Annotated in this window: 14 protein-coding genes; 2 read left to right on the top strand and 12 right to left on the bottom strand. The window is 58.0% G+C overall.

Translation table 11 applies throughout. From position 1 onward, the window contains the following. Nucleotides 1-71: 71 nt before the first annotated feature. Both ABD890_RS18625 and ABD890_RS18620 read left to right on the top strand, forming a co-directional pair. A complete protein-coding gene (locus tag ABD890_RS18625) occupies nt 72-1,427 on the top strand; it encodes a Gfo/Idh/MocA family oxidoreductase (protein ID WP_345093257.1) in 1,356 nt (451 codons plus the stop codon). Nucleotides 1,428-1,485: 58 nt separating this feature from the next. Further along, a complete protein-coding gene (locus tag ABD890_RS18620) occupies nt 1,486-2,208 on the top strand; it encodes a 3-keto-disaccharide hydrolase (protein ID WP_345093254.1) in 723 nt (240 codons plus the stop codon). A gap of 86 nt (nt 2,209-2,294) precedes the next feature. Here ABD890_RS18620 and ABD890_RS18615 read toward each other — a convergent pair whose 3' ends face one another. The 12 genes from ABD890_RS18615 to ABD890_RS18560 form a co-directional block, all read right to left on the bottom strand. Next, entirely contained in the window at nt 2,295-3,470 is a 1,176-nt protein-coding gene (locus ABD890_RS18615; protein WP_345093252.1) for a helix-turn-helix domain-containing protein, read from the bottom strand. A gap of 297 nt (nt 3,471-3,767) precedes the next feature. Beyond that, nucleotides 3,768-4,676 carry a DUF58 domain-containing protein gene (locus tag ABD890_RS18610; RefSeq protein ID WP_345093249.1) on the bottom strand — a complete coding sequence of 303 codons (909 nt, stop codon included), beginning with the start codon at nt 4,674-4,676 and terminating at the stop codon, nt 3,768-3,770. A gap of 29 nt (nt 4,677-4,705) precedes the next feature. Continuing rightward, a complete protein-coding gene (locus tag ABD890_RS18605; RefSeq protein ID WP_345093246.1) occupies nt 4,706-5,737 on the bottom strand; it encodes an AAA family ATPase in 1,032 nt (343 codons plus the stop codon). 57 nt (nt 5,738-5,794) lie between these two features. Beyond that, nucleotides 5,795-9,472 (bottom strand): hypothetical protein, encoded by a 3,678-nt coding sequence (locus ABD890_RS18600; protein ID WP_345093243.1) that lies wholly within the window; start codon nt 9,470-9,472, stop codon nt 5,795-5,797. Next, nucleotides 9,469-11,142 (bottom strand): hypothetical protein, encoded by a 1,674-nt coding sequence (locus ABD890_RS18595; RefSeq protein WP_345093240.1) that lies wholly within the window; start codon nt 11,140-11,142, stop codon nt 9,469-9,471. Before ABD890_RS18595 ends, ABD890_RS18600 begins: the two co-directional genes overlap by 4 nt. Further along, nucleotides 11,139-13,613: a hypothetical protein gene (locus ABD890_RS18590; protein ID WP_345093237.1), complete on the bottom strand. Its 2,475-nt coding sequence runs from the start codon at nt 13,611-13,613 to the stop codon at nt 11,139-11,141. The genes ABD890_RS18595 and ABD890_RS18590 overlap by 4 nt, the downstream gene beginning before the upstream one ends. A gap of 13 nt (nt 13,614-13,626) precedes the next feature. Further along, nucleotides 13,627-16,050 (bottom strand): BatA domain-containing protein, encoded by a 2,424-nt coding sequence (locus tag ABD890_RS18585; RefSeq protein ID WP_345093234.1) that lies wholly within the window; start codon nt 16,048-16,050, stop codon nt 13,627-13,629. Between the two features lie 27 nt (nt 16,051-16,077). Continuing rightward, nucleotides 16,078-17,220 carry a squalene--hopene cyclase gene (locus ABD890_RS18580; RefSeq protein ID WP_345093231.1) on the bottom strand — a complete coding sequence of 381 codons (1,143 nt, stop codon included), beginning with the start codon at nt 17,218-17,220 and terminating at the stop codon, nt 16,078-16,080. Between the two features lie 200 nt (nt 17,221-17,420). Continuing rightward, entirely contained in the window at nt 17,421-21,671 is a 4,251-nt protein-coding gene (locus ABD890_RS18575; RefSeq protein WP_345093228.1) for an outer membrane protein assembly factor BamB family protein, read from the bottom strand. Then, entirely contained in the window at nt 21,664-22,317 is a 654-nt protein-coding gene (locus ABD890_RS18570; RefSeq protein WP_345093225.1) for an RNA polymerase sigma factor, read from the bottom strand. The genes ABD890_RS18575 and ABD890_RS18570 overlap by 8 nt, the downstream gene beginning before the upstream one ends. Nucleotides 22,318-22,505: 188 nt before the next feature. Next, nucleotides 22,506-23,858, bottom strand: a complete 1,353-nt coding sequence (locus tag ABD890_RS18565) for a Gfo/Idh/MocA family protein (RefSeq protein WP_345093222.1) — start codon at nt 23,856-23,858, stop codon at nt 22,506-22,508. A 269-nt stretch (nt 23,859-24,127) separates the two neighbouring features. Further along, nucleotides 24,128-25,486, bottom strand: a complete 1,359-nt coding sequence (locus ABD890_RS18560) for a tRNA modification GTPase (RefSeq protein WP_345093219.1) — start codon at nt 25,484-25,486, stop codon at nt 24,128-24,130. Nucleotides 25,487-25,499: the final 13 nt, after the last annotated feature.

The raw sequence follows: 25,499 nt of genomic DNA, 5'->3' as shown, positions 1-25,499 counted from the left end.
CGCTCATGCAACTCCCTCCTTTCCGACGTTCGATCGGAACCGCGCACCTCCCACCACCAGGAGCCTCTAGGATGTCCCAGAGCCACGTATCTCGGCGACGCTTTCTACAGACGACATCTGCTCTATCGACCGCCACCGCGGCCTTAGGGCCCGTTCTGTTCGCTTCTGGAGCGGAAACGCCAACGAGCGAAAAGTTGAACATCGGCATCATCGGGGCCGGCAATCGCGGAGCCGCCAACACCGGCGGCGTCGCTGGCGAAAACATCTACGCGCTGTGCGACACGAATCCGCAGGTCCTAGAGCAGGCAAAGTCGCGATTTCCAAACGCGAAAACCTGTAGCGACTGGCGCGAGCTGATCGACGACAAAAGTATCGATGCCGTCGTGATCAGCACGGCCGACCATCATCACGCCGTGGCTTCGCTGGCGGCGATGCGAGCCGGAAAGCACGTTTACTGCGAAAAGCCACTAGCTCATACCGTTCACGAAGCTCGCTTGATGCAGCAAGTCGCCGCCGAGAACTCTGGCAAACTGGCGACGCAAATGGGAACGCAGATTCACGCGACCGAAAACTATCGCCGCGTCGTCGAACTGATTGCGGCCGGAGCGATTGGCCCGGTCAGGGAAGCCCACGTCTGGTGTAGCCGCACGATCAACCCGGTCGAGCCAGCCGTCCTGGCAGAGCAACCGATTCCGGATGGCTTCAACTGGGATGTCTGGATTGGGCCTGCCGAGATGCGGCCTTACAGCGGAGGCTATTGGCAGGGAGGCAATCTGAACTGGAACCGTCGCTGGGAATTCGGCAACGGCGTTCTGGGAGACATGGGCAGCCACCTGATTGATTTGCCGTACTGGGCGTTGAATCTGAAGCATCCGCTGACGGTCGAGTCCGAAGGTGCGGAAGCGGACGAGATCGCTTGTCCGGCCTGGCAAGTCGCGACGTGGGAACATGCGCCCCGCGATGGTAACGCCGCCTGGCAGACCGATACGAAGGTGATTTGGTATCACGGCCCGGAAGGGATGCGACGACGAAGCGAACGGCTTCAGCCGCTGGTTGGCAACGACACCGATATCTCGAAGTGGGGAATCGGCGTGGCGTTCGTCGGCGAACAGGGCACCCTGGTTGCTGATTACGGCAAACTGGTTCTTTCACCGAGTGACAAGTTCCAAGACTATCCGCAGCCGAAAGATCGCATCACCCCCAGCCCTGGGCATTACGCCGAGTGGATTCAGGCCGCCAAGAGCGGCGGTAAGTCGCTCTGCAACTTCGAGTACTCCGGCGCACTCATCGAGCACAATCTGCTGGGCAATGTCGCCCATCGTGTTGGCAAGAAGCTGACGTACGATGCAGCCAGCGGAAAGATCACCAACGTGCCCGAGGCGAACGCCCTGCTGACAAAGACCTATCGCGAAGGCTGGACCGTTTAGCCTTCGACGAAGAACAATCAAGTCGAACTACGATAACTTCCTGTGAGGAACTCAATTGATGAAAGCAACTTGGATCGGTCTGACATCCGCTTTGGCGGTGATGGCCCTGGCAACGTTCTCTCTGGCGGAAGAGCCGGTGTCGAAGGCTCTGATTAATGGCGAAGGCCCTGGCTGGGTACAACTCGGCCAAGATGACTTCACCAAAGTAAACAGCAATGATGATACGTGGACCTTTCACGATGACGGCCTGATCGAGTGCACCGGCAAACCGGTCAGCGTAACGCGCAGCGTGAAGCAGTACACCAACTTCGAGCTCGTCTGCCAGTGGCGTCATTTGAAGAACGCCGGCAACAGCGGCATCTTCGTGTGGACGATCCCTTCGTCGCTCGAAAAGCTGACAGAGCCTGGGCTTCCTCAAGGAATTGAAGTGCAAGTGCTCGACCTCGGCTACAAAGCCGCCTACGAAGATGGTGGCAAACGCAAGGCGGATTGGTTTACCTGTCATGGCGACGTTTTTCCCGTGGGAGCCGCCAAGATGACGCCTTTCCCCCCAACCGCGCCCAACAAGCAGCGGAGCTTCCCCAGTAAAGAGCTGAGCAAGGGAACCGGCGAATGGAACCACTACTACGTTCGCGCGATCAATGGCGAAGTTCGCTTGTGGGTCAACGGCGAAGAGGTCTCCGGTGGTACCGGCTGCTCGCCAGCGACCGGTTACTTGTGCCTGGAATCGGAAGGCTCGCCAATTGAGTTCCGAGGCCTCAAGATTCGCGAACTGCCGTAAGCGATTCGCTGACACTTCGAAACGAAAAAGGCGTCCGCTCGATAACGAACGGACGCCTTTTCTTTGGAATCGATGGCCGCGGCCGACTAGACCGTCATGCGGCGTTGGATCGCTTTCGGGTCGATCGGAATGATCTTGGTCGTGGCCGAGTAATCGGCGACCAGCACGCTGCGGGCTTTCTTCTGCTTCTTCAGTTCGTACTGAATGACATAGGCGCCAATCTGCGTTCCGTTGCCGGTGTAAACCGGTGGCCAGAATTCTTCTGGACGGCTCGACAATGTTTTGGCCAGCAGACGAGTACCTCGACCCGAGTAACCGCCGAGCATCATCTCGAGGCGGCCCTGCGATTCGTGGTAAACGTAGATCAAGTAAGCTGGTTCGTAAGTGGTCTCGTCCCACTTCGCACAGCCCCAGCTACCATCTTCTTTTTCGTAATAGAAACCAGGCGTGTCCGGCGAATAGCTCTTCGACAACTGATCGCCACCGCAGCACGAACCTGGGAACGAAACGTTCTTTTCACGGTGTCGCAGGTATATCGGAATCGCGCGTTGGCTCGGATCTTCAACTTCGTCCTGGCTGATGAACGGCTCGGTATTGAAAGCCGAAGCGAGGCTCAGCTCGATGACCGGATTGCTACGAATACTACCCAGGCTGATGAAAGCCTTGTCGCCATCGACTGCCTGGAAGTTCGTATAGACTTCGTGAGCGCGGCGCTGAACTTCTTCTTCTTCCGCCTGACCGGGAGCCCAGACCAGTGTCTGGAAAAGGTCTTCCGGCTGCGGGATCGGTGTGTCGCGCGAGATGTAACCGTCGCCACCCAGAGACATCATGTCGCGTGGCAAGTCGGTCTGACGATACTTGGCGGTGCCGCCCAGCGTCGAGATGCCGGTCAGCAGTTGTCCCTGCAAGATCGTATCGGAAGCAACTACCCAGGCACCTTCCGCCCAGTTTTCGTCGGCTCGAATACCGAGGCACATTTCAACACGCTTGCGACGTGCGAGCAGTTCCCAGAAGTTCTCTGGTTCGACTGCGAACAATGCGCCGGGCAATTGGTTGGCTTCGGCGTAGCCATGTTTGATCAGAAAGTCGCAGACCTGAGCCAAGGCTGATAGCGGAATGTACTTCGCTTCGTTTTTCAGCAGAGAAGAGACCTGGTGGCGATCCAAACCGGTGAAGTCGCAAATTGCTTTAATGGTGCCAGGTCGCTTTTTAGGATCTGGCGAGTGATTTAGCAATTCGGCAAGGCGAAACGAGAATTTCATCGTGATTCTCCGAGCGTTTTTTTGCTCTACCTAATCTTGAACCTAACAGGGTGGAATCTTCCCCAGGACTCGTGCTTTTGAGGGCAGTCCCTTCGAGCTTCCCTGCGATGGCGAATATCGCACTTCTCTTAATGATGACTATCTTACCTTTGATGTCAACGTGACTTTCGGCACCCTTAGGCAAAAAACGGGTAAATCTGACCCCGCGATACGGACAGAATGCGTCGTACGGCTTAATTGGCCGGGAAATCACCTGTCCGAGGTAAAGAAAAAAACGGCAGGTTCTTGCGATTAGGGTCAGATGCGGCGATTCTGGAGGCTTCGTAGATTGAGATATTCCCAGAAGATCGAGCCCGGATTTTCTTTGGTGCACGCCAACACGTGGTCGCAGTTGTTGCGGCTGGCCAGCGAAGCCAGTTGCTCGTTGAAGCGGCCCACAGCCTTCAGATAGGCGGCCCGGATATCGGCCGGTTGGGTGATTCGTTCGGAATCGACCTCCAGACCAACGAACCGCGTCATGCCGTCCAGGTTGAAGTGCAGTTCGTGGTCGTGAATGAGCTGCACCAGTACCACGTCGTGCTTGTTGAAGCGAATCCGCTGAATCGCGTTCTCGAGCGACTCGAGGTCTCCGAAGAAGTCGCTGAAGATCATCACGATCTCGCGGCGAGCCATGCGCTGGCTGAATTCCGAAAGGCAAGCGTTCAGATCAGTGGTGTCGTCGGCATCCATCTCGTCGAGATGCTGCGACATGCGAATGATCTGCGGAAGTGCGTTACTGGCCGGAATGTGGCCACGGATCTTGGTATCGAACGTGGTGAACGAAACCTTGTCTCCCTGACGCACGATGCTGTGGGCCAGGCTGACTGCCAGCCGCGAACCAAACAGCATCTTCTGGCTCGCTTCGTCGCCGTAACGCATCGACTTGCTGACATCGAGCATCAAATGGCAGACAAAGTTCGTCTCCATTTCATACTGCTTGATGAAGTACTTGTCGCGTGTGAAGAAGACACGCCAGTCGATGTGCTTGGGATCGTCGCCAGGGACGTATTCGCGATGGCCGGAGAATTCGACCGCAAAGCCCGACGCCGGCGACTTGTGCGAGCCAGCCAAATTACCACTGACCAGGCCTCGGGGTTCGAGTGGTCTCCCCGAGATCTGTCGCAGGAATTCGTAATCGAGATATCGCGAAAGGACGCCGCTATTCACTTGCACACCTTCTGTTCAATTGCCAAGGCCTAGGCAGCCGGACAAGCGTAGGTCTTTTCCGACGAGATTTCTTCCAGCAACATGTCAATCAACTTGTCGCTGGTGTAGCCGTTGGCTTGAGCCGAATAGTTCGCCGCCAGGCGGTGACGCAGGGCCGGCTTCACCATCGCTTGCACATCACCGATGCTCGCATGATACCGACCATATAAAATGGCACGAGCTTTGGCACAAGTCACCAGCGTCAGCAGACCACGCGGACCAGCCCCCCAGGCCACCCATTGATTGACGAACGAAGGTGCCTCGGCCGTACCAGGACGGGTCGCACGAATCAAAGCCCAGGCATAGCCCAGCACTTGGTCGCTAACCGGAACACGTTTCACCAGGTCTTGGAACTGCACGATCTGTTCGCCGGTCATGCAGGCCGCGATTTTCTCTTGGGCACCCGAGGTCACGCGGCGAGCGATCTCCCATTCTTCGGCACCGGTCGGATAGTCGACGCGGATATGCAGTAGGAAGCGGTCAAGCTGTGCTTCCGGCATTGGGTAGGTTCCTTCTTGCTCCAGCGGGTTTTGCGTTGCGAGCACAAAGAAGGGGCTCGGCAGCTTCCGCACCGTACCGCCGGCACTCACCTGGCGTTCCTGCATGGCTTCGAGCATGGCGGCCTGAGTCTTGGGAGGCGTACGGTTGATTTCGTCTGCCAGGATCAGGTTCGCGAAGATCGGACCTTCCAGGAATTCGTAACGACGCTTCTTCGTTTCGAGATCTTCCTGAATGATCTCAGTACCGGTGATATCACTTGGCATCAAGTCGGGCGTGAACTGAATTCGCTTGAAGCTCAGGTGCAGCGATTCAGCCAACGAACTGACCAGCAACGTCTTCGCCAGACCTGGCACACCTTCCAATAGTGCATGTCCGCGAGCGAACATGGCAACCAAGGTTTGCTCGATCACTTCGGACTGGCCGACGATCACTTTGGCCAACTCATCGCGCAGTTTGCCATAGGCATTTTCGCATTCCTGCACGGCGGCGACGTCACTTTGGGAAATCGGATCAGATGCCATTTCTCAGGTGCCTCAAAATCGAAGGTCTATCGGTATGTTCGTTGTGTTGAAGTTGATTTAGTCAATGTTCTCGAAGTAGCGGCGAAGCCGTTCTTCGTAGCCTGGTGGAGGCGATCGTCGGACACTGGCCCGAATCGATTGCTGAACGCCTGGCGGTAGCTTCGTGAACCAAGGTTCTTTTTCAAAGGCTCGCGAAGCGGGGTTCGAGTCGCTGCTGCCGCCAGACCCTGGGGCTTCCTCCGGCTGGCTTTCGCTGCCTGCCATCGCTTCGGTCGAACTGGTCGGTGGCGAGTTCGATGGTTGGCTATTGGTTGGTTGCCCCTGCATGGCGTTCTGAGCCATCGCATCGGTGGGACTTTGCGACTGCGAAGATTGCGGTTCGTCCAGCATTGCCGAGGCCGGGGCTGCCATCCCCATCGGATCGATCGTCGCGACTTCGTTCGATTCCGAGCGACCATCGGCGAACAGCTCTGGCATTTGATCCCACAGCGATTCCAAGGCATCCGAACCAGCGAGGGCCTGGGCGGTTACCTGAGGCGTGGGAGAAACCATCGAATTTCCCATGTCGGCGTTTGGCTGCGATGCGGCTGGCTGATTGCCAGGTGACTGCTGCGAAGCCATCTGCGGCGAACCATTGGCGGGTTCGCCTTGGTTGCCGCCCATTGGCGATCCTTCGCTAGGAGTGCCTTCCGACGGACTTCCTTCGGCTGGTTCGCCAGACGCTTCACCTGCTTCCGAAGAAGCCTCGCCAGGCATCGTTTCACCGGCGGTCGTATCGGGAGCCGGTCCTGGCTGTAGCATCGGCGTTGGCAGACGCGATGCCGTTTGTAGTGCCTCGCGAACGGGTTGATTGGCGATCTGACCCTGCTGGGCTGCGTTCGCTGCCAACTGGGTAGCCTTACGCTGGGACTGGGCGAACTGCATCATCGATTGAGCAAGCTGTGACGCGATTGGATTCTCGGCGGTGGGTTCCCCGACGGCTCCTTCGCCTTCGCTGCCTTCCATCGGGCCTTCGTTTCCTTCGGCCGATTCGTCTCCCTCACCCATTGGCGAGTCGTTGCCTTCGCCGCTGTTGCTCTCCATCAATTGCTGCGAGAGCTCTTGGATCTTTTCGCTCGATCCAGAGACGTTTTCGAGCAAATCTGCGATCGCTTCCGCTGCCTTCTTGTCAGCGGCGATCGGCTGCCGGCGACCTGCCAACTCGGCTCTGGCCTGTTGTACCTGATTCTGCATCTGCTCGGCCGACATCCCTTCCGGGGCATTCGACGAGTTGGAAGCGTTCATCGGCTGAGCTTCCATCGCTCCGCTCCCTTCTTCCATCGGGGCAGCCCCTTCGGCCGACTCTCCGGAAGGGGAATCTTCCGCGTCGCTACCTTCTGAAGAATCACCTTCCGGGGCGTTTCCTTCAGGCTGACCGTTCTGCGGTTGGTTTCCCCCTGGCTGTCCACTTTGCGGGTCAGAGCCTTCTGCCGGGCTGGCTTCGGAACCTTCTGGCATCCCAGCTTCGGCCGACGAAGGATTGCCTGCGTCGTCGTTGGCCATTTCGCCGTTGGCTGCGTCGGCTGGGTTGTTGGCAGCGTCCGCGCCGCCCATTGGATTGTTGGCGGCGTTATCTTCTGGTTGTTGACGCAGGCGAGCGGCCGCTTCGGGCGAGATCATCCCTGCTTCGTTCGCCAGCGATTCCATCTGAGCTTGGGCGGCTGCCATTTCTTGTTGGGAAGGCATCGAGCCGAGTGCTTCATCGACCGAATCGATCTGGTCGAGCTGGTCACCGGCGGTTTGTGCCAACTGCTGGGCTGCTTCTTTCGCTGCCTGACGCAGAGCATTAGCGGCCTGATTCAACTGCTGCTGGGCTTCACGCGAATCGGCCTGAAGCTGCTGGGCCTGCTTGCTGGTCGCTTCGGCCGACTGCTGCGGTTTGGCCATCTGCTGGGCAGCCTTGCTGGCCTCGGCCACTTGCTGCTGGGCCTCGGCAATGGAATCGGCGGCCTGGGGAGCGGTGTTCTTGGTCCCTTCCGCCACACGGTTGGCCACGGCAGCGATGTCACTTTGCGTTTGGGCCAACGCTTCCATGTCCTGATTCTGGCTTTGCTGTGGATCGTTGGCGATCTTGGCGGCGTCGCGTGAGATCTCTTGCTGGGCGGCGGCGGCGCGGTCGAGCGCTTCCGCGGCTCGCGCCAGTTCGCCGATCTTGGTTGCCAGTTGCTGACGTTTAGCGTCGGCCAATTCAGAAGAAACGTTCTCAAGAGCTTGCCGCGTAGCGTCGGTTGCTTGTTCGAGGGCCTCTTCCGTCGACGCTTGATTGTCGGAGTTGGCTTGCTCGGCAGCGGCGGCGGCCTCGTTCGCTTGAGCCTTGGCTTCGGCGATCATTGGTTTGACCGCTTCCGGAAGATTCTCGGCCTGGGCCGCCGAATCTAGCTGCTGGCCTGCTTCACGTTCCATCTGGGCGACCGCTTCAGAGTTCTGCGGTGCCTTCTCGAAATGATCTTCCGCCTTGGTCTGCGTTTCCAATGCTTGTTGGAGATCTTGCTGAGCATTCTCCAGAGCGGCAATCTGTTGTTCGCGTTGGTCGGCACTGGCAACATTCGGTGGAACGGCTTGCTCCAGGAGTTGTTCTTTCAGCGTGTCGAGCTTCGCGAGAACCTCTTCCTGCTTCTCCATCGCCGCTTCCTGGTCCGCTTCAAACAGTTCGGCGACCGCATCGGCGGCTGCCTGGCTCGCTTCTTCCAGGGCTTCCGCGTTCTCTGGTTGCCGCGTCATCGACTTGGCCAGCTCTTCCAGCTTCTTCTGGATCGATTCCTGCTGTTGCGAAAGTTGGTCCGCTTTCTCGGGCGCCAGTTCCGATTTGCTGGTTTCTTCTTTCAGCTCTTGCTGTTGATCCTTCAGCTTCTCGATCTCGTTCATCGCCGATTCGAGGCTGTTGTCGGCAAGACCTTGAGCTTTCTGCAGGTCTTCGAGAATCTTGTAGAGTGCCGCGACGAAGGCATCCTGGTGAACGCTAGCCCCTGAGAAGCGACCTTCGCGAATGCTGGCCAATGCTTGCTGCACTTCTTCGGACGCATGATTGTCTTTCAGAACCTGCTGACCGGTGATCGCCGAAGTTGCCAGCGATCCACCCCAGCTCCGCATGTCGAGCAGGGCTTCTTCCAGGTGATGGAACATCATCACGGCATCGGTCTGGCGGGAAAGATTTGCCAGGGCAGCTTCATCACGCGATTGCATCGGCAGTTGCGGTAACTCGCGGGTCTGCGTCGAGACCTTTTCCTGCACGGTAATCAGTTCACGAACCTGAGCGTGGAGACGGGCCAGTCGCATGCGGCGATACAGTCGCTGACGTTCAGCCATCAAGGTCAGCAAGACCTTGCGGACTTCGTCCTGGGCTTGGGTGATGGCGTTGATTCGCTGTTGGCCGTCGACTTCTTGGGCCTCGACCAGCTTCTGCACTACCCCTTGCATCTCGTTGCCGATCAACTCGTCGAGGTTCTCTCGCATCTGCAAGATATCGTTGTAGATCGGAACTTCGACCAGACCATTCTGACGAAGCTGAGCGGCTTGAAGGTCGAGTACTTGCGAGACCAGCCGGCGGGTAAGGGCCTGGGCTTGCTGCTGCGTATATTGCTTCCGACGAAGAGCCGCCGAATCGATCTCTTGCGCATCGCTGACCAGCGGCGTGAAGGCCGGCATGGTAATGGCAGGTGCGAGGAAGATCAGACTCAGGAAAATCGAGCGCATCATCGGCTTTCTCCCAATCCCAATTGTTGTTGGATCAACTCGCTTAGCATTTGTTCCGACTGTTTGTCCGCTTCGGCAATCGCTGCGAGGACGGTACTTTCGTCGCCGATCTCTAAATGGACCGGATCGCTTTTGCCAATCATTTCGCCAGCACCACCTCGGAAGTCGGTGACTTGCAAGGTGACTTGAACCAGATCGCCCACTTCCAGGGCCGCCTGGGACAGGTCGAGGGCGTACTCGCCTTCCACCGAAGTCTGAGCTGGTTTGGCGTCGGCAAAGCTCTTCATCGGGACTTCGACCGTTCGACTTGCCGAATCAGGTCGACGAATATCGAGCCGCAGCACAAGATCGGCCAGACCGAAGTCATCCGTGGCGCGGTACCGCAGCACGGGCGAAGCGGTCGGTAAAACGATGTGGTGAATCGTTTGCAGTGAAGCATTCGGGACCCGATCAGGAACGACGCGAATCGTCCCGCGGATGGGCGATGCTGGCTGAAGACCATGCTGGTCGATCGCTGTCAGTTCGTAGGCAATGGTCTCTTGCACGTTATTCAAAGGACCGCTGCTGGAATCGAGCTGCCAGGAATTGTTCTGCTTAGGATCGGCCGACAGCGAATAGGTCGTCTCTTCGGCACCGTGCCGCAAAATGAGCGAGGGTGGATTGAGTTCGCGATCGGCAATTGCCTTCAGCGAGACATTGCTGCCAGCAAGTACCGCCATGTGCGTCGACGAATTGGCGGCCGAAAGCTGAATGCCTATCGCGTAGTCAGGCGGCGTCGCGGCCAGTTCGACTTTCAAGGCCGGCAGCGGAATGATTTCGATCGAAAGCTCTGGCGTTTGCGTGTCGCCGGCGAAGACCTGGTACTGAATCGGCTGAATCAGTCGGTCCAAGGCGTAAGTGAACTGCTGATCGGCGTCGGCATCTTGCGAAAGCTGAGCCTCGGTTTGTTCGCCTTTTACGTCACGCAAAGCGACACGACAGTTCGTGGGGACGACGCCATCGCAGGCAATCTGAAGCTCCAGGGCACTTCCGTAACCGACAGTTACTGGCTGCGAAGGATTGCTGAGGTCAACCGGCTGTCCGTTGATCTGGATGCTGGTGATCTGCGTCTTGGTCGGATAGTTGACGTGGTAAAACGCCAGCCGCTGGAAGAACGCCGAAACATGCCGTGGGGCAAGGAAGCAAAACCCAATCGCCAGCACGACAATCAGACCGACCCCCAGAAAACGATTTCGGGTAGGTTTGGAATCGAAGCCCTCGAAGATGTTGATCTCGTTTTTCAACTCGGCCACGTAGTCGACGACAGCCGAGCGAAGTTCGGCGGAACCGACCGCCTGACCTTGCTCGAACTGGATGGCCGCGACCAGATCGCCATCGATTCCATGGCGATGCTCGACCGAGATTGCCGTATCGATCAGCGACGCGCCCCAGCCTTTCATGGCCGAGAACGCTTGCGAGATACCATACACCAAGACGGGCATGCTGGCAGCCATCACTAAACCGCGATGGAGCGGGCTGAGGTTCAAGCTGTAATCCAGCACGAACCAGACCACGAGCGTACCAGCCAACCAGAAAAACGAACTGGTCAGCGCCGTTGCCAGGCGAACGCCATCACGGGCATTTCGCAACTGCGTGAGCTGCGATTTCAAACTACTAAGCTTGGAAGTGCTCATGCCAGGTTCGCTCGCTTTCGGGCGATCCATTCCGCCATCAATAGGGTCACGACCAGGATGAACCAAAGGGGCGTTCCCCAGATCGGGAAGCTTCGCGAAATCTCTTCGACGACAGGTTCCAGTTTCAAATCGTCGACCAGTTGGTCGGCGGTGGGCAGTTCATAGGACTTGCCGCCGGTCGAAGTTGCCATCGTCGATTGCAGGGCCAGATTACGAGCCGGATTCCGCTGTTCGGCCGAGGCCCCTACGACATCGAAGCGAACTTCACTTGGCGAGCCTGTGATCGGATCGTTTACGCGAGCCGTATAGCGGCCCGCCTCGAAGACGGGGACTCGGACTTCAAAGCGACCGGGACGGGTTTCGCTCAGCTTCACCATTTGCGGCTGAGCACCTGGGGTGTCGCCGAGAAAGACTTGTGCTTGAAGGCCATCAGCAGGTAGATCGTCGAGCGTCAGTGGGTCGAAGTTCTCGTCATAGGCTTCGACCGAGAGCAGTGCCCGATCGTCGACCTGGTATTCTGGTTGATCCATCGCCAAGACGAATCGCTTCTGGCTTCCCAAGGCATGGCTCAAGGCAAGTCGCGAAATGATCTGCGACCAGAACTGGCGATAGTACCGTTCTCCATGGATGCGTCGCAGACGCCACATTTCGTTGAACCCGATGTAAATCACTTCGCCATTGCCGTAGCGGCGTGTGGCGATCAGTGGCTGAGGCGTTTTGCCATCGGCACATAGATCGGTGGGATGCTGAGCTAGGACATTGGCTTGCGAATGCACCCCGAGCACCGGTTGGTACCACGGCAACTTGCCGAGGCTTTGCCATGGTTGAAGGGGATCGCCACCGAGGCCATCGCCAAGTTGCATAAGGTCGGCTTGCTTGCCGAGAGGCGTAATCTGCATCTCGAACGGCTGGGCCGAGCGAATCGACTGCGAACGATCGAGTTTGACCGGCAGCATGTCGGCGATCTCGGTGTCGATCAATTCGGAAGGACCGTTGTTCGGACCGGATACCACGACCAAACCGCCGCCGAATTGCCCGACGAATTGTTTGAGCATTCGTGAGAAGCGTTCGTTAAGAGCTTCCGACGGAACGTCTCCCAGGAAGATCACATCGTTGGCGAAGAACTCGCTGCGGGGTGGCGTGAGCGTCGGCAGGAACATTTCGTTCGCCTGGCGGACTTTGGGGTCGGCCGATCGCAGAAACGTGCGGAAACCTTCCATCCCCACCAGGCGGTCGCGGTGAAACACTTCTTTGACGAATCGCCATTCCCAGGTCGGTTCGTTTTCGATGTAGGTCAAACGAATGTAGTCGTCGACGATATTCACGGCTCTTGAAGACTGGTTGTTCTCTTCACTGACTTCTCCTGGCAGCACTTCGACCGAAGCCGATATCAGGAATCGCCCTGACTGCTGTGGGATGAAGGGGAACTCCAAATACTGAATCGACGAGTCAAACGTCACCGTTTGTGTGCCGACGACGATGTCTTGCAGCTGCGAACCTTCGACAACCGCGTCGCCTTGCATCGGGTGCGCGGTGACCGTGACCTGGGCCGACTCGCCTTGCACACCCGATTGGCTAACGCGGACGGTGATGGTCGAGCGTTCCGCCTTCTTCATTTTCAACGGAGGCTGGATCTCGACTTGCAGGTCGCGCGTCGAGACCGCACCGATTCCGATGCTGTAAAGTGGAACGCCGAGTCGCTGCAGCGGCGTTGGTTCATTCGGGCCGCTCGAGCCGAGTGGGGCCATGCCCGAGTTGTGGGCGAAGTCGCTGAACATCACCACGCCGCCGAGTCGACGCGAGGATTGATTTCCGAGATCGGTGACCAACTCGCCCAGGGCCGTGACCTTACCGTTGGTGGTCAGTTCCGAGGCGATTGCTTCTGGCGTGACCGTTTCTTTTTCAGTGCCACCACCAAGCCGGCGGGCAATGCTGGTCGATTCGCCGTCGAAGACGAAATACTCGAGCTGGACGTCGTGCTTTGCTTGTAACTTTTCGATCAGGTTGTCTTGCTCGCGCTCGAGATACGTCTTCACCCATTGCTGCCGTGTCAGAGCTGGGGGAGCGGCTTCGCTGCCGGAGCCATCGTTCCCGACCGCTTCGTTGAGTTCGGCCAATTGATCGGGCGTGAAGTTGTCGCGAATGCTCATGCTTTCAGTGCCGTCGATCACCATGTACAGCACTGGTTGCAGCAACCGATTGGCCGTGAGGCGAACCGTTGGATCGGCCAGCGTAACGATGAGGATCGTCAGGATGATGGCCCGCGTGGCGGCCAATGCGGCGGCGGGTATGGTACTAAGACCTGATTGAATGCGGGTGTAGTACCAGATCGCAAAGCCGACCGCGGCCGCACAACCAACGATCAGCCAGGTGGGATCAGCCGCCCAAGGGGCAGCCAACGAGAAGCGGACGCCGTCGACCGATTCGACGTCGCTGATCCCGAGAAGCCAGCCTAAAAGTTGCGAAATCATGATAGTCCTATCGTTACGAAGCGGCTCCGGCCGACTCCGAGCGGCGGTCGACAATCCATGCCAGCCACGATGGCATCGCGGCGACGGTCATTTCCACAATCAGCAGTACGATCACCACGATGATCAACCATTGCCACCACGCATGGCCAGAGCCGGGCAGGGCGGAACCTGCGGCGAGCGTTTGGCCTGCTTTCCACTGATACTGGGGTGGCAGGTTCAACGCGGCGAAGCTTGCTTCGTCAAGGCGTTCAAGTTGCGATTCCCAAGAAGTTGGCGTCGCGCTGATCGGGATCTGGAAGGTAGCGTTCGCACTTGCCAAGTCGCCGGATGGATCCGAGGCACGGCGATCCGACAGCCAATAGACGCCTGCCGATTCGAGGTTGTCGATCAGCACGCCACGCGTCTCTTCATTCAGGAAGCGAGGCGAAACGGAACTGACGAGGCCACTGTCTGGGGCTTCCAGGTGAATGTTGGAATCGCCTACGCCAGGGGGCAGCGGCAGCAGCGCGTTCTCGCCGACATCGAAGTTGAATCGCTGGAAGGTCGACGCCAGTTGGTTTCGCAGGACGCGATCGAAGATCAGCACGGCATTGGTACTGGGCAAGGTCGACCACTGCGGACTCACACCAGAGCTGAAAAAGACAATCCGTCCGGAACCGATGCGACGCTCGACGACGAAGTCGACACCGTTGTCGAACTGTGCGATCGTACTGGCAGGCATCGCCGTGGCCGCCATCGCTTCGCCGCTTTCACTGGCAGTGATCGTCGAGACCGGAGGCGTCCAGGTCAGCCACTTTTCTTCCGCCGGCATTGCCGGAGCATTTGTCTTGTTGGCTTGCTCCGCTTCGTTCGGATCGGTTGGGACAACCGTCTTGAAGAAGAGAGCATCGGTATACAGATCGATCAGTTGGGTTTCTTCCAAGTCGGCCAGGCGGAAGTAGGAATGGTCGAGCAGGCCTTTCGACGAAATCCGGAAGGGCTGAAGGTCGTCGGTCACGTTGTTCAAGCTTTGGCCGATGGGATCGGCGGCCAATGGCTTCGGCAAGATGCCCTCGCCCTGCAGCCAGGCCACATCGTTCCAGGCCTGAGGATCAAAGTTGCCACCGGCGGCAATTGCCAGTTGCCCGCCCTGATCGACGTACGAGCGAAGCATCGTGACCAGTTCGACCGACGGGGCTTCCACCCCAGCAACCACGGTCAGCCTGGCATCTCGCAATGCGGCACGCAGCGCTTCGCCAGTGGCTTCTCGCTGTGAAAGGTGGATTGGTTGAATCAGGTGTGGTTCGTTCCGCTGCGAATCGGTTTGCGGGCAGAGAAGCTGCCGCAAGATCCAAGTCTCGCCAATGCGGCCAAGGGCAGGCGATTCTTCGGCGTCGCTCCACTGGTCGATGAAGACGACCGGAGTCGACGCAACCAAAGGCACAACGAGCCAACGCGAGTCGTCCGCCGGCAACGCGTCGCCGGTGAGATGTACCGAAAGCGGAATCGACGAGGCCCGAGTAGGATCGACTTCCATCGGATCGAAGACGTAGTCGAAGGCCAATGTGCGGACCGAATCTCCTTCCGGGAAATCGATGAACTTGGTTTCGACTTCGTTATCGCGAACCTGAAAGGTAACAGCGACGTTGGCCCTTGGTTGAGTACCACGGTAACGGACCCTGGCGACCAGCCGCGAAGGCATCCCGATCTCGGCCAGGCCATCAGGCAGGCCAAACTCTTCCACCCAGGCATTGTCGGGGGCTGGCGTTTCGTTGCCGACCAGGATCACCGGCATCTCTTCTTCCGGCGGATTGCCCCTGGCAAGTCGTTGCCACTGGGCCGCCTGCTGGTCGCCAAAGATCACCACGTAAGGCGAAAGCGACGGTGTTTGCTCGGCGAGGCGTCGGGCTTGATTCAAAGCGTGCGCCAACTGCCCTGGGGCGTCGGTCGCGGTGATCTTGTCGATCGCATCGGCGGCGTCAGTTCGCGAGGTGAAAGGATCGGTCAAGCGTCGCGACTGGCTTCCGCAGAGAGCCAAGACCGAAATCTGGCTGGAGGCGGGAAGCTTGTCGAGGAAGTCGCGGGCCTGAGTTTTCGAGGCGTCGAGTGTTGAACCTGAGATCGACTCGAGCGAGTTGCTCATGCTGTTGTCGATTACCAGAATCGCATGAGGCGGCTTCGAGGTGCCTGGTAATGCGGTGTCGCTGGAGGCGGAGAAATAAGGTCGTGCCAGGGCGAGACCAAAGAGCAGCAAAGCGAGTGCGCGAAGCAGCATCAGCAGCATATCGCGGATTCGCAAAAGCCGCCGATTGGACTGCATCGCCTCCAGCAGGAAGTCCATCGCCGCCCAGTGAATGGTGCGATAGCGATTGCGATTCATCAAGTGAATCAACGCAGGGCCAGCCATCATGACGGCGCCGGCGATCGCAAAACCAGATGCTACGAAGACAGGAAACATGCTGCTGACGTCTATATTCCGTGAGGGTTATCGAACACCATCTTGCTGAAACGATTCGATTCGACCTTCCTGCAAGATCGGAAGATAGCGATTAGGCATCGCCAGAATGAAGCAGCCGACCGCCGTTCCATACAGGTCGCCTGGCTTGCCACCCACATGCGCTCCGGCGTGCCAGTGACCATGTTCGCGAGGGTTTTCAGGTCGCACCACTTGCGAAGCGACCACGGCATCGCGAAGGGTCGGGTACGAACGCTTCCAGTCTTCGCCACCGGTTTGATAGAGTGCCTGACCGACATAGTAGAGGGTATAGGCATCGAACGGGAGACGACCGTTGTTCTTGTTGGTTTTCTCTTTCAGCTTGGCGATTTCGGCATGGATGACTTCCATGTTCTTGGCGATACGCCAGTCGTCGTATTGGCCGAACTCTTGCAGGCAAACGACCCCAGCCGCCGCCATCGCCAGCGACGCTTTGCCGCCATGACGGGTGTAGGTGAACTGGCCAGGGTATTTCATCTGCTCCGCTTCGGAAGCATCGCGCGACACGCCCTCGGGACTGTAGTGTTCGCGAACACTACCGATCGCCAGATCGACGACTTCAGGAGCGACTTCAATACCCGTGTCCATCGCACTCCGCAGCGCTTTGGCCTGCATCACGGCGAGGCTCAAGTCGTGACCAGAATCACGACGAACAGCACGATAGTCCCAGCCACCATCTTCGGCCTGGGTGAAGGCGATTAGTTTTAACGCGCGGTCGAGCACCTGATTGATGCGGCCATCGTTGGTCATTCCATGGGCTTGCCCCAGAACGAACGTCGTCAGGCCATGGTTATACATGTCGCGCTGCGCATCGGCGACATTCAACAAACCAGAAGGGCGGGGACTGGAAAGGATCTTGTTGAGAGCACGTTCCAGAGGTTGTCCGAATTCACCGCGACCAGGGGCGTGACCATCTGCCATGAAGGCCAAAGCCCCCATACCAACCAGGCCAAGATCGTCCGATTCCCAGTCACCGTTGGGACCTTGGTTTTCTGCCAACCAGGTCAGCCCGCGTTGTAGTGCTTTTTCACTTTCGGGAGTGACTTCCCAGTCGCCTTCTGCCATGGCATTCGAGGCATACGCCCACGAAAGTGGCAAAAGCAGCAGCCAGATGGTCCAACGAGAAAAGTGCATGGGCCAGGTACGAAGAGTTAGGGTTTGGCAGTCGGAACAAACGTTGGCCGTTACCAATGGGCATTAGCCGTACCAAGCGTCATCTCTACCAGCCTATGCCCCGGCGGGGACGGTTCGTTACACGAAAAAAAGCTCAACTGGCATTTTTGATCGGAAAAGTGATTTCCGGCGTTTTCCGAGCGAAAGAATCGTGAAAAGGCTTATTCCAGGACCATCAGCTTGCGCTCGTCCTTTTCACGGTTTTCCATGGCCCAGAGGTACCATTTGCCGTCGGCATAGAACAGAGGTCCGGCGGCCGGATCCTCTTTTGACGGGACCTCGTAGTTTTGCACCGCGGTTTCCTCACCGCTGGTCAGGTTGGTCTGGATGACCTGAACCGACGCAGGGGCATCTTTCGCCGTTGGCTCGACGTAGACCAGGCTGACGATCCCATCCGGGATGAGGTGCCACGACAGCACGCCAGCTGGACGCAGAACCTCGTGGAGCGGTTCTCCCGATTGCATCGACAATACGACCCAGCGATCGGGCGTTTCGACCAGCAGTTGATTGTCGAGCGTCCGCCGAATGGATCGTACATCGGAAGCAGGATAGGTCCAGTTCAAGTGTCCGGTCGCGATGTCGAAGCATTCCATGCGCAAGATACCCGCATGAAACGCGGCTGCTTGATCACCCACGACAACGATGTCGCTAAGCCGCTGCTTCGCCCAGCGATCGTCGATCTTCTGTGGGAAGGTCAATTGCTTGCGAACCCACTGAAGGTGGCCGGAGATGTCGCACGATGCGAGCACGCCGCCCAGGTCGACCAGCAACTGTTCGCGGTGCAGCACAATGTTGCCCACGCCCCGATCGAACCAGGTATCACGGATGCGGAATAGCGGATGGCTGTCGAGAATCTCGCCGGTGGTCAAATCGACACGCGATAAACGAACCGCGTAGGTCGACTGAGATACTTCTTTCAGCGTGACCAGTAGTGCTCGGCCTTGCACCGAAACAGGATCGGTCGCCAGCACCAGTTGGCCGTCGAGGTTGGTCGCCCAACGCTGCTCGCCCGTGTTGCGATCGAGACCATACAGCGCGAAACCTTTTTCATGCAGCATGCGGCAGACGATCAGATTGCCCACGATCAACGGCTTGGTTTGCGTGAACGGGAAGTCATGAGCCTTGCCACGGTCTTTGTCTTTTTCCGATTGCTTCCAAACCTCTTTGCCATTGGCCAGATCAAGCTTCCAAAGTTCGAATCGGTTGCTGACCAAGGCGAAGTTGCCATCTAAGGTGAAGCTGAGGTAACGTGCCCGCCAATCGACTTTGCGATCGCGAATCGACGTCGGAGGCTTTTCTTTCTCGCGGCCCCACTGACCACGCAGCACAATCGGCGTGTCCCGCAATGTGCCGGATGCAATCCAGGGACCAGCTTCTGGTGACTTGTTGGCAGTTGGCGTAGGTTGGTTGTCAGACTGGGCCGAAACACGAAGCATGCTCGTCTCGTCCACGAGCGTCGTGGCGGACAGTTTCGAGGAACCGAGCACCACTTCGCCTTGCGGTTCGGTCGAAGCATCTATCGGGGCATGCCCCAGCATCAACAGCCGGGCGTCGATTTCCCCTTTGAGCGATCCATGAGCCGAACGACCAGCCTTCATGTAGTGCTGCAGCGACGTGGCGAAGTCACCTGCGGCGGTCGCTTGATCGCCGAGCCAGAGATGTGCCTGGGCGGCGGCTTGGGTGTCGAAGAACTGGAGCGTGACCAGTTCGACCACCTGGCGGTCGCCACGCTGGATAGCCGAGTTCACACGAAGCTGAGCGAGGTCGGCGTTCTCTTTCTCCATCTGTTCGCGAAGCGGCTGATGATTTTGAACCGCCATTTGAATGGCCGCTGGAACGGAGAAGAGGTGGTTCGGGTCGCTGCCTGAGGGTGCCAACCCTTCTGCTGCCGACTCCGGAATTTGCGTGATCAAGCGACACGCGTCAGCAATCGCTCCGCTTTCGAGCGCGGCGTTCAATTCGGCACTGATGTTGTAGGCCTCTTTGCTGAGGTCTTCGACCAGCATCGAAGTCGAGCGCCCTTCGGTCAGGTATTCCTGGGCGATCCCGGAGCGGCCTGAATAACGCGACGCGATCCCGCCACCCCAATTGATGATCGGGAAGTCACGGCGAACCTTGGCGGGCTCGTAGCTGTAATAGTGTCGCAGCGCTTCGCTATCGTTCAGGATGTCGTCCCAGCGTTGTTGCTGGATCGCGGCCAATATCTCGGCATTAAAGCAGTCCTGAGCGAAGTAGCCCATCGGATCGCGATTCATCGAAGGCAAGTTCAACAATTCCCTGCGGAATGCGGCGTAGTCCTGGCGATCTTCGGTGAAGAGCTGCTGGGCGAACAGTTCATCGAGTCGGTCGGTGCACCATGTGATGAAACGTTTCTCGTGGTAATCGAGCGGCCAGGTACGCGTCAGCAACAACATCTCGGCCAGGATCTGCTTTTTCTGGCTCGTCGACTTCGCAGCGGCCAAGGCTTCTTCGCAAAGGTCGGTCATGTGATCGAGCGAAGCACTTGTGCCGCTGTAACGACGCAGACGCGTTGCCAGGTCGGCCGGAACCTTGGTGCCATCTTCCAGCGTGAACGGTTCCTCAGGATAGGGAGAGTCACCGAGTTGTTTCCAGGGAATCTGGTCGACCTGCTTCCAATGTTCCGGGGTGAACAAGTGGTTAAGGCCTGGTAGTTCGCGAACGACCAGCTTTTGAACCGTCGGGCGATGCTCGCCATCGACCTTCGCCACCGAGAAACCAACCTGGTTGTAGAGTCCCTTGGTGTCGTTGTCTTCACTGGATAGCAGTGCCCAATGCTCGCCATCGAGGCTAATCCAGCCACGGATCTGGCTGCCACCCACCAGCAGTCGTACCCAGACGTTATCGGCGACTTCGGTCGAAGGATGTTCCAGCGGATTACGGTCGACTTCGTGGTTGCTGTCGAAGACGTACGAGAACCGCGCGAAACGCTTTCCGGTACGACGATTCCGACTGAAGACAACGCCATCTTGCGGTTGCGGGACTTCGGCCTCTTTGCCTTCCTCTGGCGGTTTGGCAGGCTGCGCCAGAAACACGCTGGCGGCGTGATCGAGGTTCGACAGCTTCAGGTCGACCATCCGCAGGCCGTGCCCTGGGAGGGGCAGGGTTGCCCAGCTATGGTTCTGGGGATTGTTGGCGACCATCGAAAGCGAACCGTCACCGTTCTTCTCTAGCGTGGTTCCTTCGGCCAGCTTCGATTGCCATGGCAAATCAGCCGGACGATCGGTTTCGTATTGGATCGGATAGTCGGCTGCGACCTGCGGAGCATCGCCGACCGGCCAGAGGTTCATCTGCCGCACGATCGATTCCCCCTCGAAGTAAATCCGATCTGGGGAATGGGGCAGAGGCGTGCGGATGACTTCGACGTCCCCTTTGTAGAAGACCAATTCTTTGGTGGAGTCGTCGAAATAGAAGGCGACCGGACCGAAGTGCCGAGCTGGGCCGCGGTGTTCTCGATAGCCGTCATTGGCTTGCAGCAGCAAATTGCTCGGCTGGATCCCATCTTCGCCTGCATGCATGGCATAGGCGTACCAAGGCGAGTAATCGTGCTGATGCTTGACAATCGTTACACCAGTGTCGCCGGCGTAGAAGTGGAAGCGGACACGATGCGTGTCGGAAAGCTGGAAACGAAGGACCGACGATTCGGGCAAAGTGCCTCGCAGGCGAAACCAGCCTTTCATGCGTAGTTGGGGACGATCGCCATCGCGGAATTCTTCGATGTTGGATGGGAGTTTGTCCGAGGCCTTGGTGAACCAGGTTTCAAACTGTGTGCGATTCAGCGAGTCGCGCCGATCGGAATCGGGCAGGGCGGTCAGATGGGCGAAGCTAATTGGTTCGACGTCGCGCGGCGTTAGGGCTACGAGTTCGTCGCTGCCATCCGCGTCGGCGACTTCCATCGGAGCGGAAGGCTCGGTCGCTGCGGCGTTATTGGGCATCGGCTCTTGGGACGTTGCCGGGGCAGCAGGCGTCAGAGGCTGCGAAGGTTCCGGTTTTGTTTTGGTGTCGGTCGGTTCTTCGGTGGAAGCTTCGGGTTTGGTGGGCACTGACGTGTTTTGGGCCGTATCGGGAACCGTCGTCCCCTGGTTCCACGGATAGAAAGCAGCGAGGCCAATCACCAACAATAAAGCGAGAGCCAGTCCGAACCCGAGGCCCCAACGCGAGGTCGATGCCTGACGTTGCTTACGGGCCAACACCTTCTGCACGAACTGGTCTGGCGTATCGCCCGAGGCACCCAGGACGTCGACCAGGTGATGCTCCATCTGCAGTCGCTCGACGAGCGCGTCACGCAGTGGCGCCGACTCGGATAAGCGAGCGCGCAGGGTTTGGATTTGCTCTAAGGTGAGTTCCTCGATCGGGCTTTCTTGAATTAGCTCGATCAGTTGCGTGTCATTCATCCGAGGCGATCCGCGACTTTCGGGTAACGCATTCTTTGAGAGCCTGACGAGCTCGGAAGACCAGCAGTTTGACAGCGCCTTCGCTGCGTCGCATTTTCTCGGCGATCTGGGCCATCCGAAGTCGGGCGAAGTAGTGCATCTTCAACGCTTCGTGGGCCGAATGCCCGAGCGAGTCCATGCAGGAATGAAGCCAACCATGGACGATGCGATAGTCAGAGCTGTCGTCCTGGGTCAGCGAATCGAGCTCGAGGCAAAGTTCCGTCCATTCGACTTCTTTGCGGCGACGATTGCGGCGGATGTGTTCGCGTAGAACATTCCGGGCCACGCCGAGCAGCCAGGGGCGTACCGGCACATCGCCACGAAAACGGACTTTACCAGCCAGGCAGCGAAGAAAGACTTCCTGGCAAAGATCGTCGGCGTCGGTCGGGTCGACCATCCGGGAACGCAGGTAACCGAAGACGAACCCTTGTTGCCGCTGCACAAACGCGCCGAGTGCTTCGCGGTCGTTCGACTGCAAAGCTTGAATCAACAGGGCATCTTCTTCCGCGGCCTTCCGTCGGTCGTATTCGACAAAGGCGGATTGAGCATGCGACGCGACCTCGTGTGCGTCGGTTGCCGTCTTTGTTGCGGAAGGGGGTAAGGCCATTGCGGAGCTCAGAGGGAAAAGTGCAGGCGAAGACCGAAGTACCGATCGCTTCTAATGATATAAGAAGGGTGCCAAATTCCGCAAATGAATCGCCGAATTCTTCCTTGGCAGTCTGGGCATAAAAAAACGGAGCCACCCCAGTGGGTGACTCCGCTTCGCTGTTTGCAGCTATCAAGTCGCCTCAGCGATTAGACCAGGTCGGCCCAACCTTCGCGGTACTTCGGCTTGATAATGTCAGCCACTTCTGGAGCGTTGGTGGCCTTCAGGTTCTTGGCATCCCATTCGATGACCTTACCCTTGCCCGATTCGCCCGTGGTCCAAACCGACAGGTTACCCAGCAGGATGGTTTCGGTCAGCGGACCGGCGTAGTTCGGGAAGTTCGACATCGGTTCTGGACCGCCGTTGATACCGTCGACAAATTCCTTGAAGTGACCTGGGGAACGCGGAATGCTTTCCTCTGGACCCTTGTAGTCTTTGAACTTGTCTTCTGGCAGCAAGCTGAACTTGGCACCGTAATCGTTTGGCGAGTAGATTTTGCCGCCGTCACCGATCAGCAGGCTACCGCTGGTCGACAGCTTGCCGTCGTTCAGTGGCAGGTCCTTGGTCAGTTCCGGTGGTGGCAACTTACCGCCGTCGTACCAGTACATGGTGACTGGGGCGCGACCGGCGAGTTCTGGGAACTCGAACTTGATCACCGACCACTTTGGATAGGTCTGGCTGTTGTGGCCGGACGATTCGGCTTCGACCGACGATGGGTCACGCAGGTTCAACGCCATGAAGGCCATGTTGAACGTATGGCAAGCCATGTCGCCGAGAGCACCGGTACCGAAGTCCCACCAACCACGCCACTTGAATGGGTGATAAGCGTCGGCGTATTCACGGTAAGGAGCTGGGCCGATGAACATTTCCCAATCCAGGGTTTCTGGAACTGGTTGTGGTTCTGGCTTCGCAACGCCTTGTGGCCAAACAGGACGGTTGGTCCAAACGTGAACTTCGTTCACGGTACCAATGCCGCCACCCTGGATGATTTCAGCAGCGCGACGAACGCCACGTTCTGCCGTACCCTGGTTGCCCATCTGGGTCACGACCTTGTTCTCCTTGGCGATTTCGCCCAGGCGACGTGCTTCCCAGATGCTGTGGGTCAGAGGCTTCTGCGTGAAGCAGTGCTTGCCCATCTTCATGGCCATGGCGGTGGCCGGAGCGTGCGAGTGGTCAGGCGTGCTGACGGTAACCGCGTCGATCTTGTCGCCCATTTCATTGAGCATTTCGCGGTAGTCAGTGTACTGCTTGGCGTCCGAGTAACGGGCACCAGCCGATTCGAGGCGATCGCGGTCGATATCACAGATGGCGACCATGTTGCCAGCGCGAGCAGCGTCGTTCGAGTCACTCGAACCCTTACCGCCGACACCGATACTGGCAAAGTTGATCTTTTCATTCGGCGACTTCGTTTCTTGGGCTTGAACGCCAGCGGTTGCCCAGAAGCCAGCACCCGCAGCAGCGGTCAGCTTCATGAAGTTACGACGATTCTCGCGAGAACTCATGTACAAAATCTCCTCGTTGATTTGCAAACGCGTACCTTATTTCGGGCCTGATAGCTCAATAAAGAAATACAAAGCGAGGGGGCACCGAGAGGTATTGTTAAGCGAAATAGGGATGGGCGAGATGGGGACGGGTGACGGCAGGAAGCAGTCAAAATCGACTACGCCGGTTCTGATAGAACAGGCCCCTTATACGCCGCCTAAGGTTTCAACTTAGCGGTTAGGCGGGCCTTATGCAATCAATCCCGACGCAAAAATTCAGGATAATCAGCCTATTTTCCAATGCAAAATCGGGAGAATATCACGTCCAGAAGGTCGTCTGTATAGACCGCACCGACCACTTCGGCCAGTTGTGAGATAGCGAAACGAATCTCAGAAGCGATCAGTTCCTCGGAATGATATCCCGAGATACCATTCAAGGAGGTGGTGAGAGCCCCCAAGGTCGCTTCGATCGCACCTAAGCAGCGAACCGCCGTCGCCGGGACCAGTTCACTACTGCTGACTTCCAAGTCGGCCAATCGCTCTAAGATGGCAATTTGTAGGGATTTCACGCCGCTGAGAGTTATTGCGCTGGTCGTTAGCGCCGCGAAGGAAGCGTCGGCATCGGGGCTGGAATCCCCCTTCGTGGCGACCACCAGCAGCCGATCGGCCGTCATTCGCAATTGAAGCTGACACGCCGCCTCGGAAAGCCCCGAAGTCACGTCTACACAGAGCAAACCGAGGTCACAATCGTCAGTGGCAAATCGGGTTTGGGCCTCCATAAATTTTCCCAGCAGATCGGTATCGGCGACCGTTTCGTGCCCTGCTGTATCGATCAATTCCAGGTCGATTCCATGCCAATGGACCCGTTTCGAGATGAAATCGCGGGTCGTGCCTGCCACCGGCGAGATGATCGCGTCGTGGCTTTCGGTCAACGCATTGAACAGACTGCTCTTGCCGGCGTTGGGTAACCCCAGCAAGACAACCTTGGAGACTGCTTGCCCGAAGGTTCGGTTTTGAATTTGATCCCGCAGTTGGCTGAGCGAGTCATAGATCGACGTCACGCGCTGATGGAGCTCTTCGTTCGTGATGAATTCGATGTCTTCTTCCACGAAGTCGAGCCCTGCTTCGAGCAAGGCGAGCAGTTCAATCAGTTCGTCTCGGGCCGATTGCAAGGGACCCGACAGACCACCGGAGAGCTGTTTCAGCGCCGATTGAAAACGTTGTTCTCCCTGGGCGTCGATCACGCCGAGCACCGCTTCAGCCTGGGTGAGGTCGAGTCGCCCTGCCAGAAAGGCCCGCATGGTGAATTCGCCTGGCTGGGCCAATTGAGCGCCTGCGGCACGTAGCTGCCGTAAGATCTCGTCCGCAATCGGACGGCTGCCTGGCAAGTGCATTTCGACCTGAGGTTGCCGCGTGTAGCTTCGCGACGTCGGCCAGATCCAAAAGTCGGCCGGCATCGTTCGGCCTTCTGGCAAGCAGACTTCTCGCGTGACGACTTGGGCCCGAGCGATGTCGGTCGCATCGGGCGTCGTGGTAACGCCCATGGCTAGTTGCACGGAATCAGGCCCGCTCAACCGCACGATCGATCTCGCCCCGATTCCAGGTGCGGACGAGATCGCGACAATCGTTTGCTCTAGATCGAATGCCATGTGCCGGAGAGAA

Origin of the sequence: Bremerella cremea, from assembly GCF_039541315.1 — a bacterium.
GTDB lineage: Bacteria > Planctomycetota > Planctomycetia > Pirellulales > Pirellulaceae > Bremerella > Bremerella cremea.
This window is presented reverse-complemented; position numbering and strand designations above follow the sequence as displayed.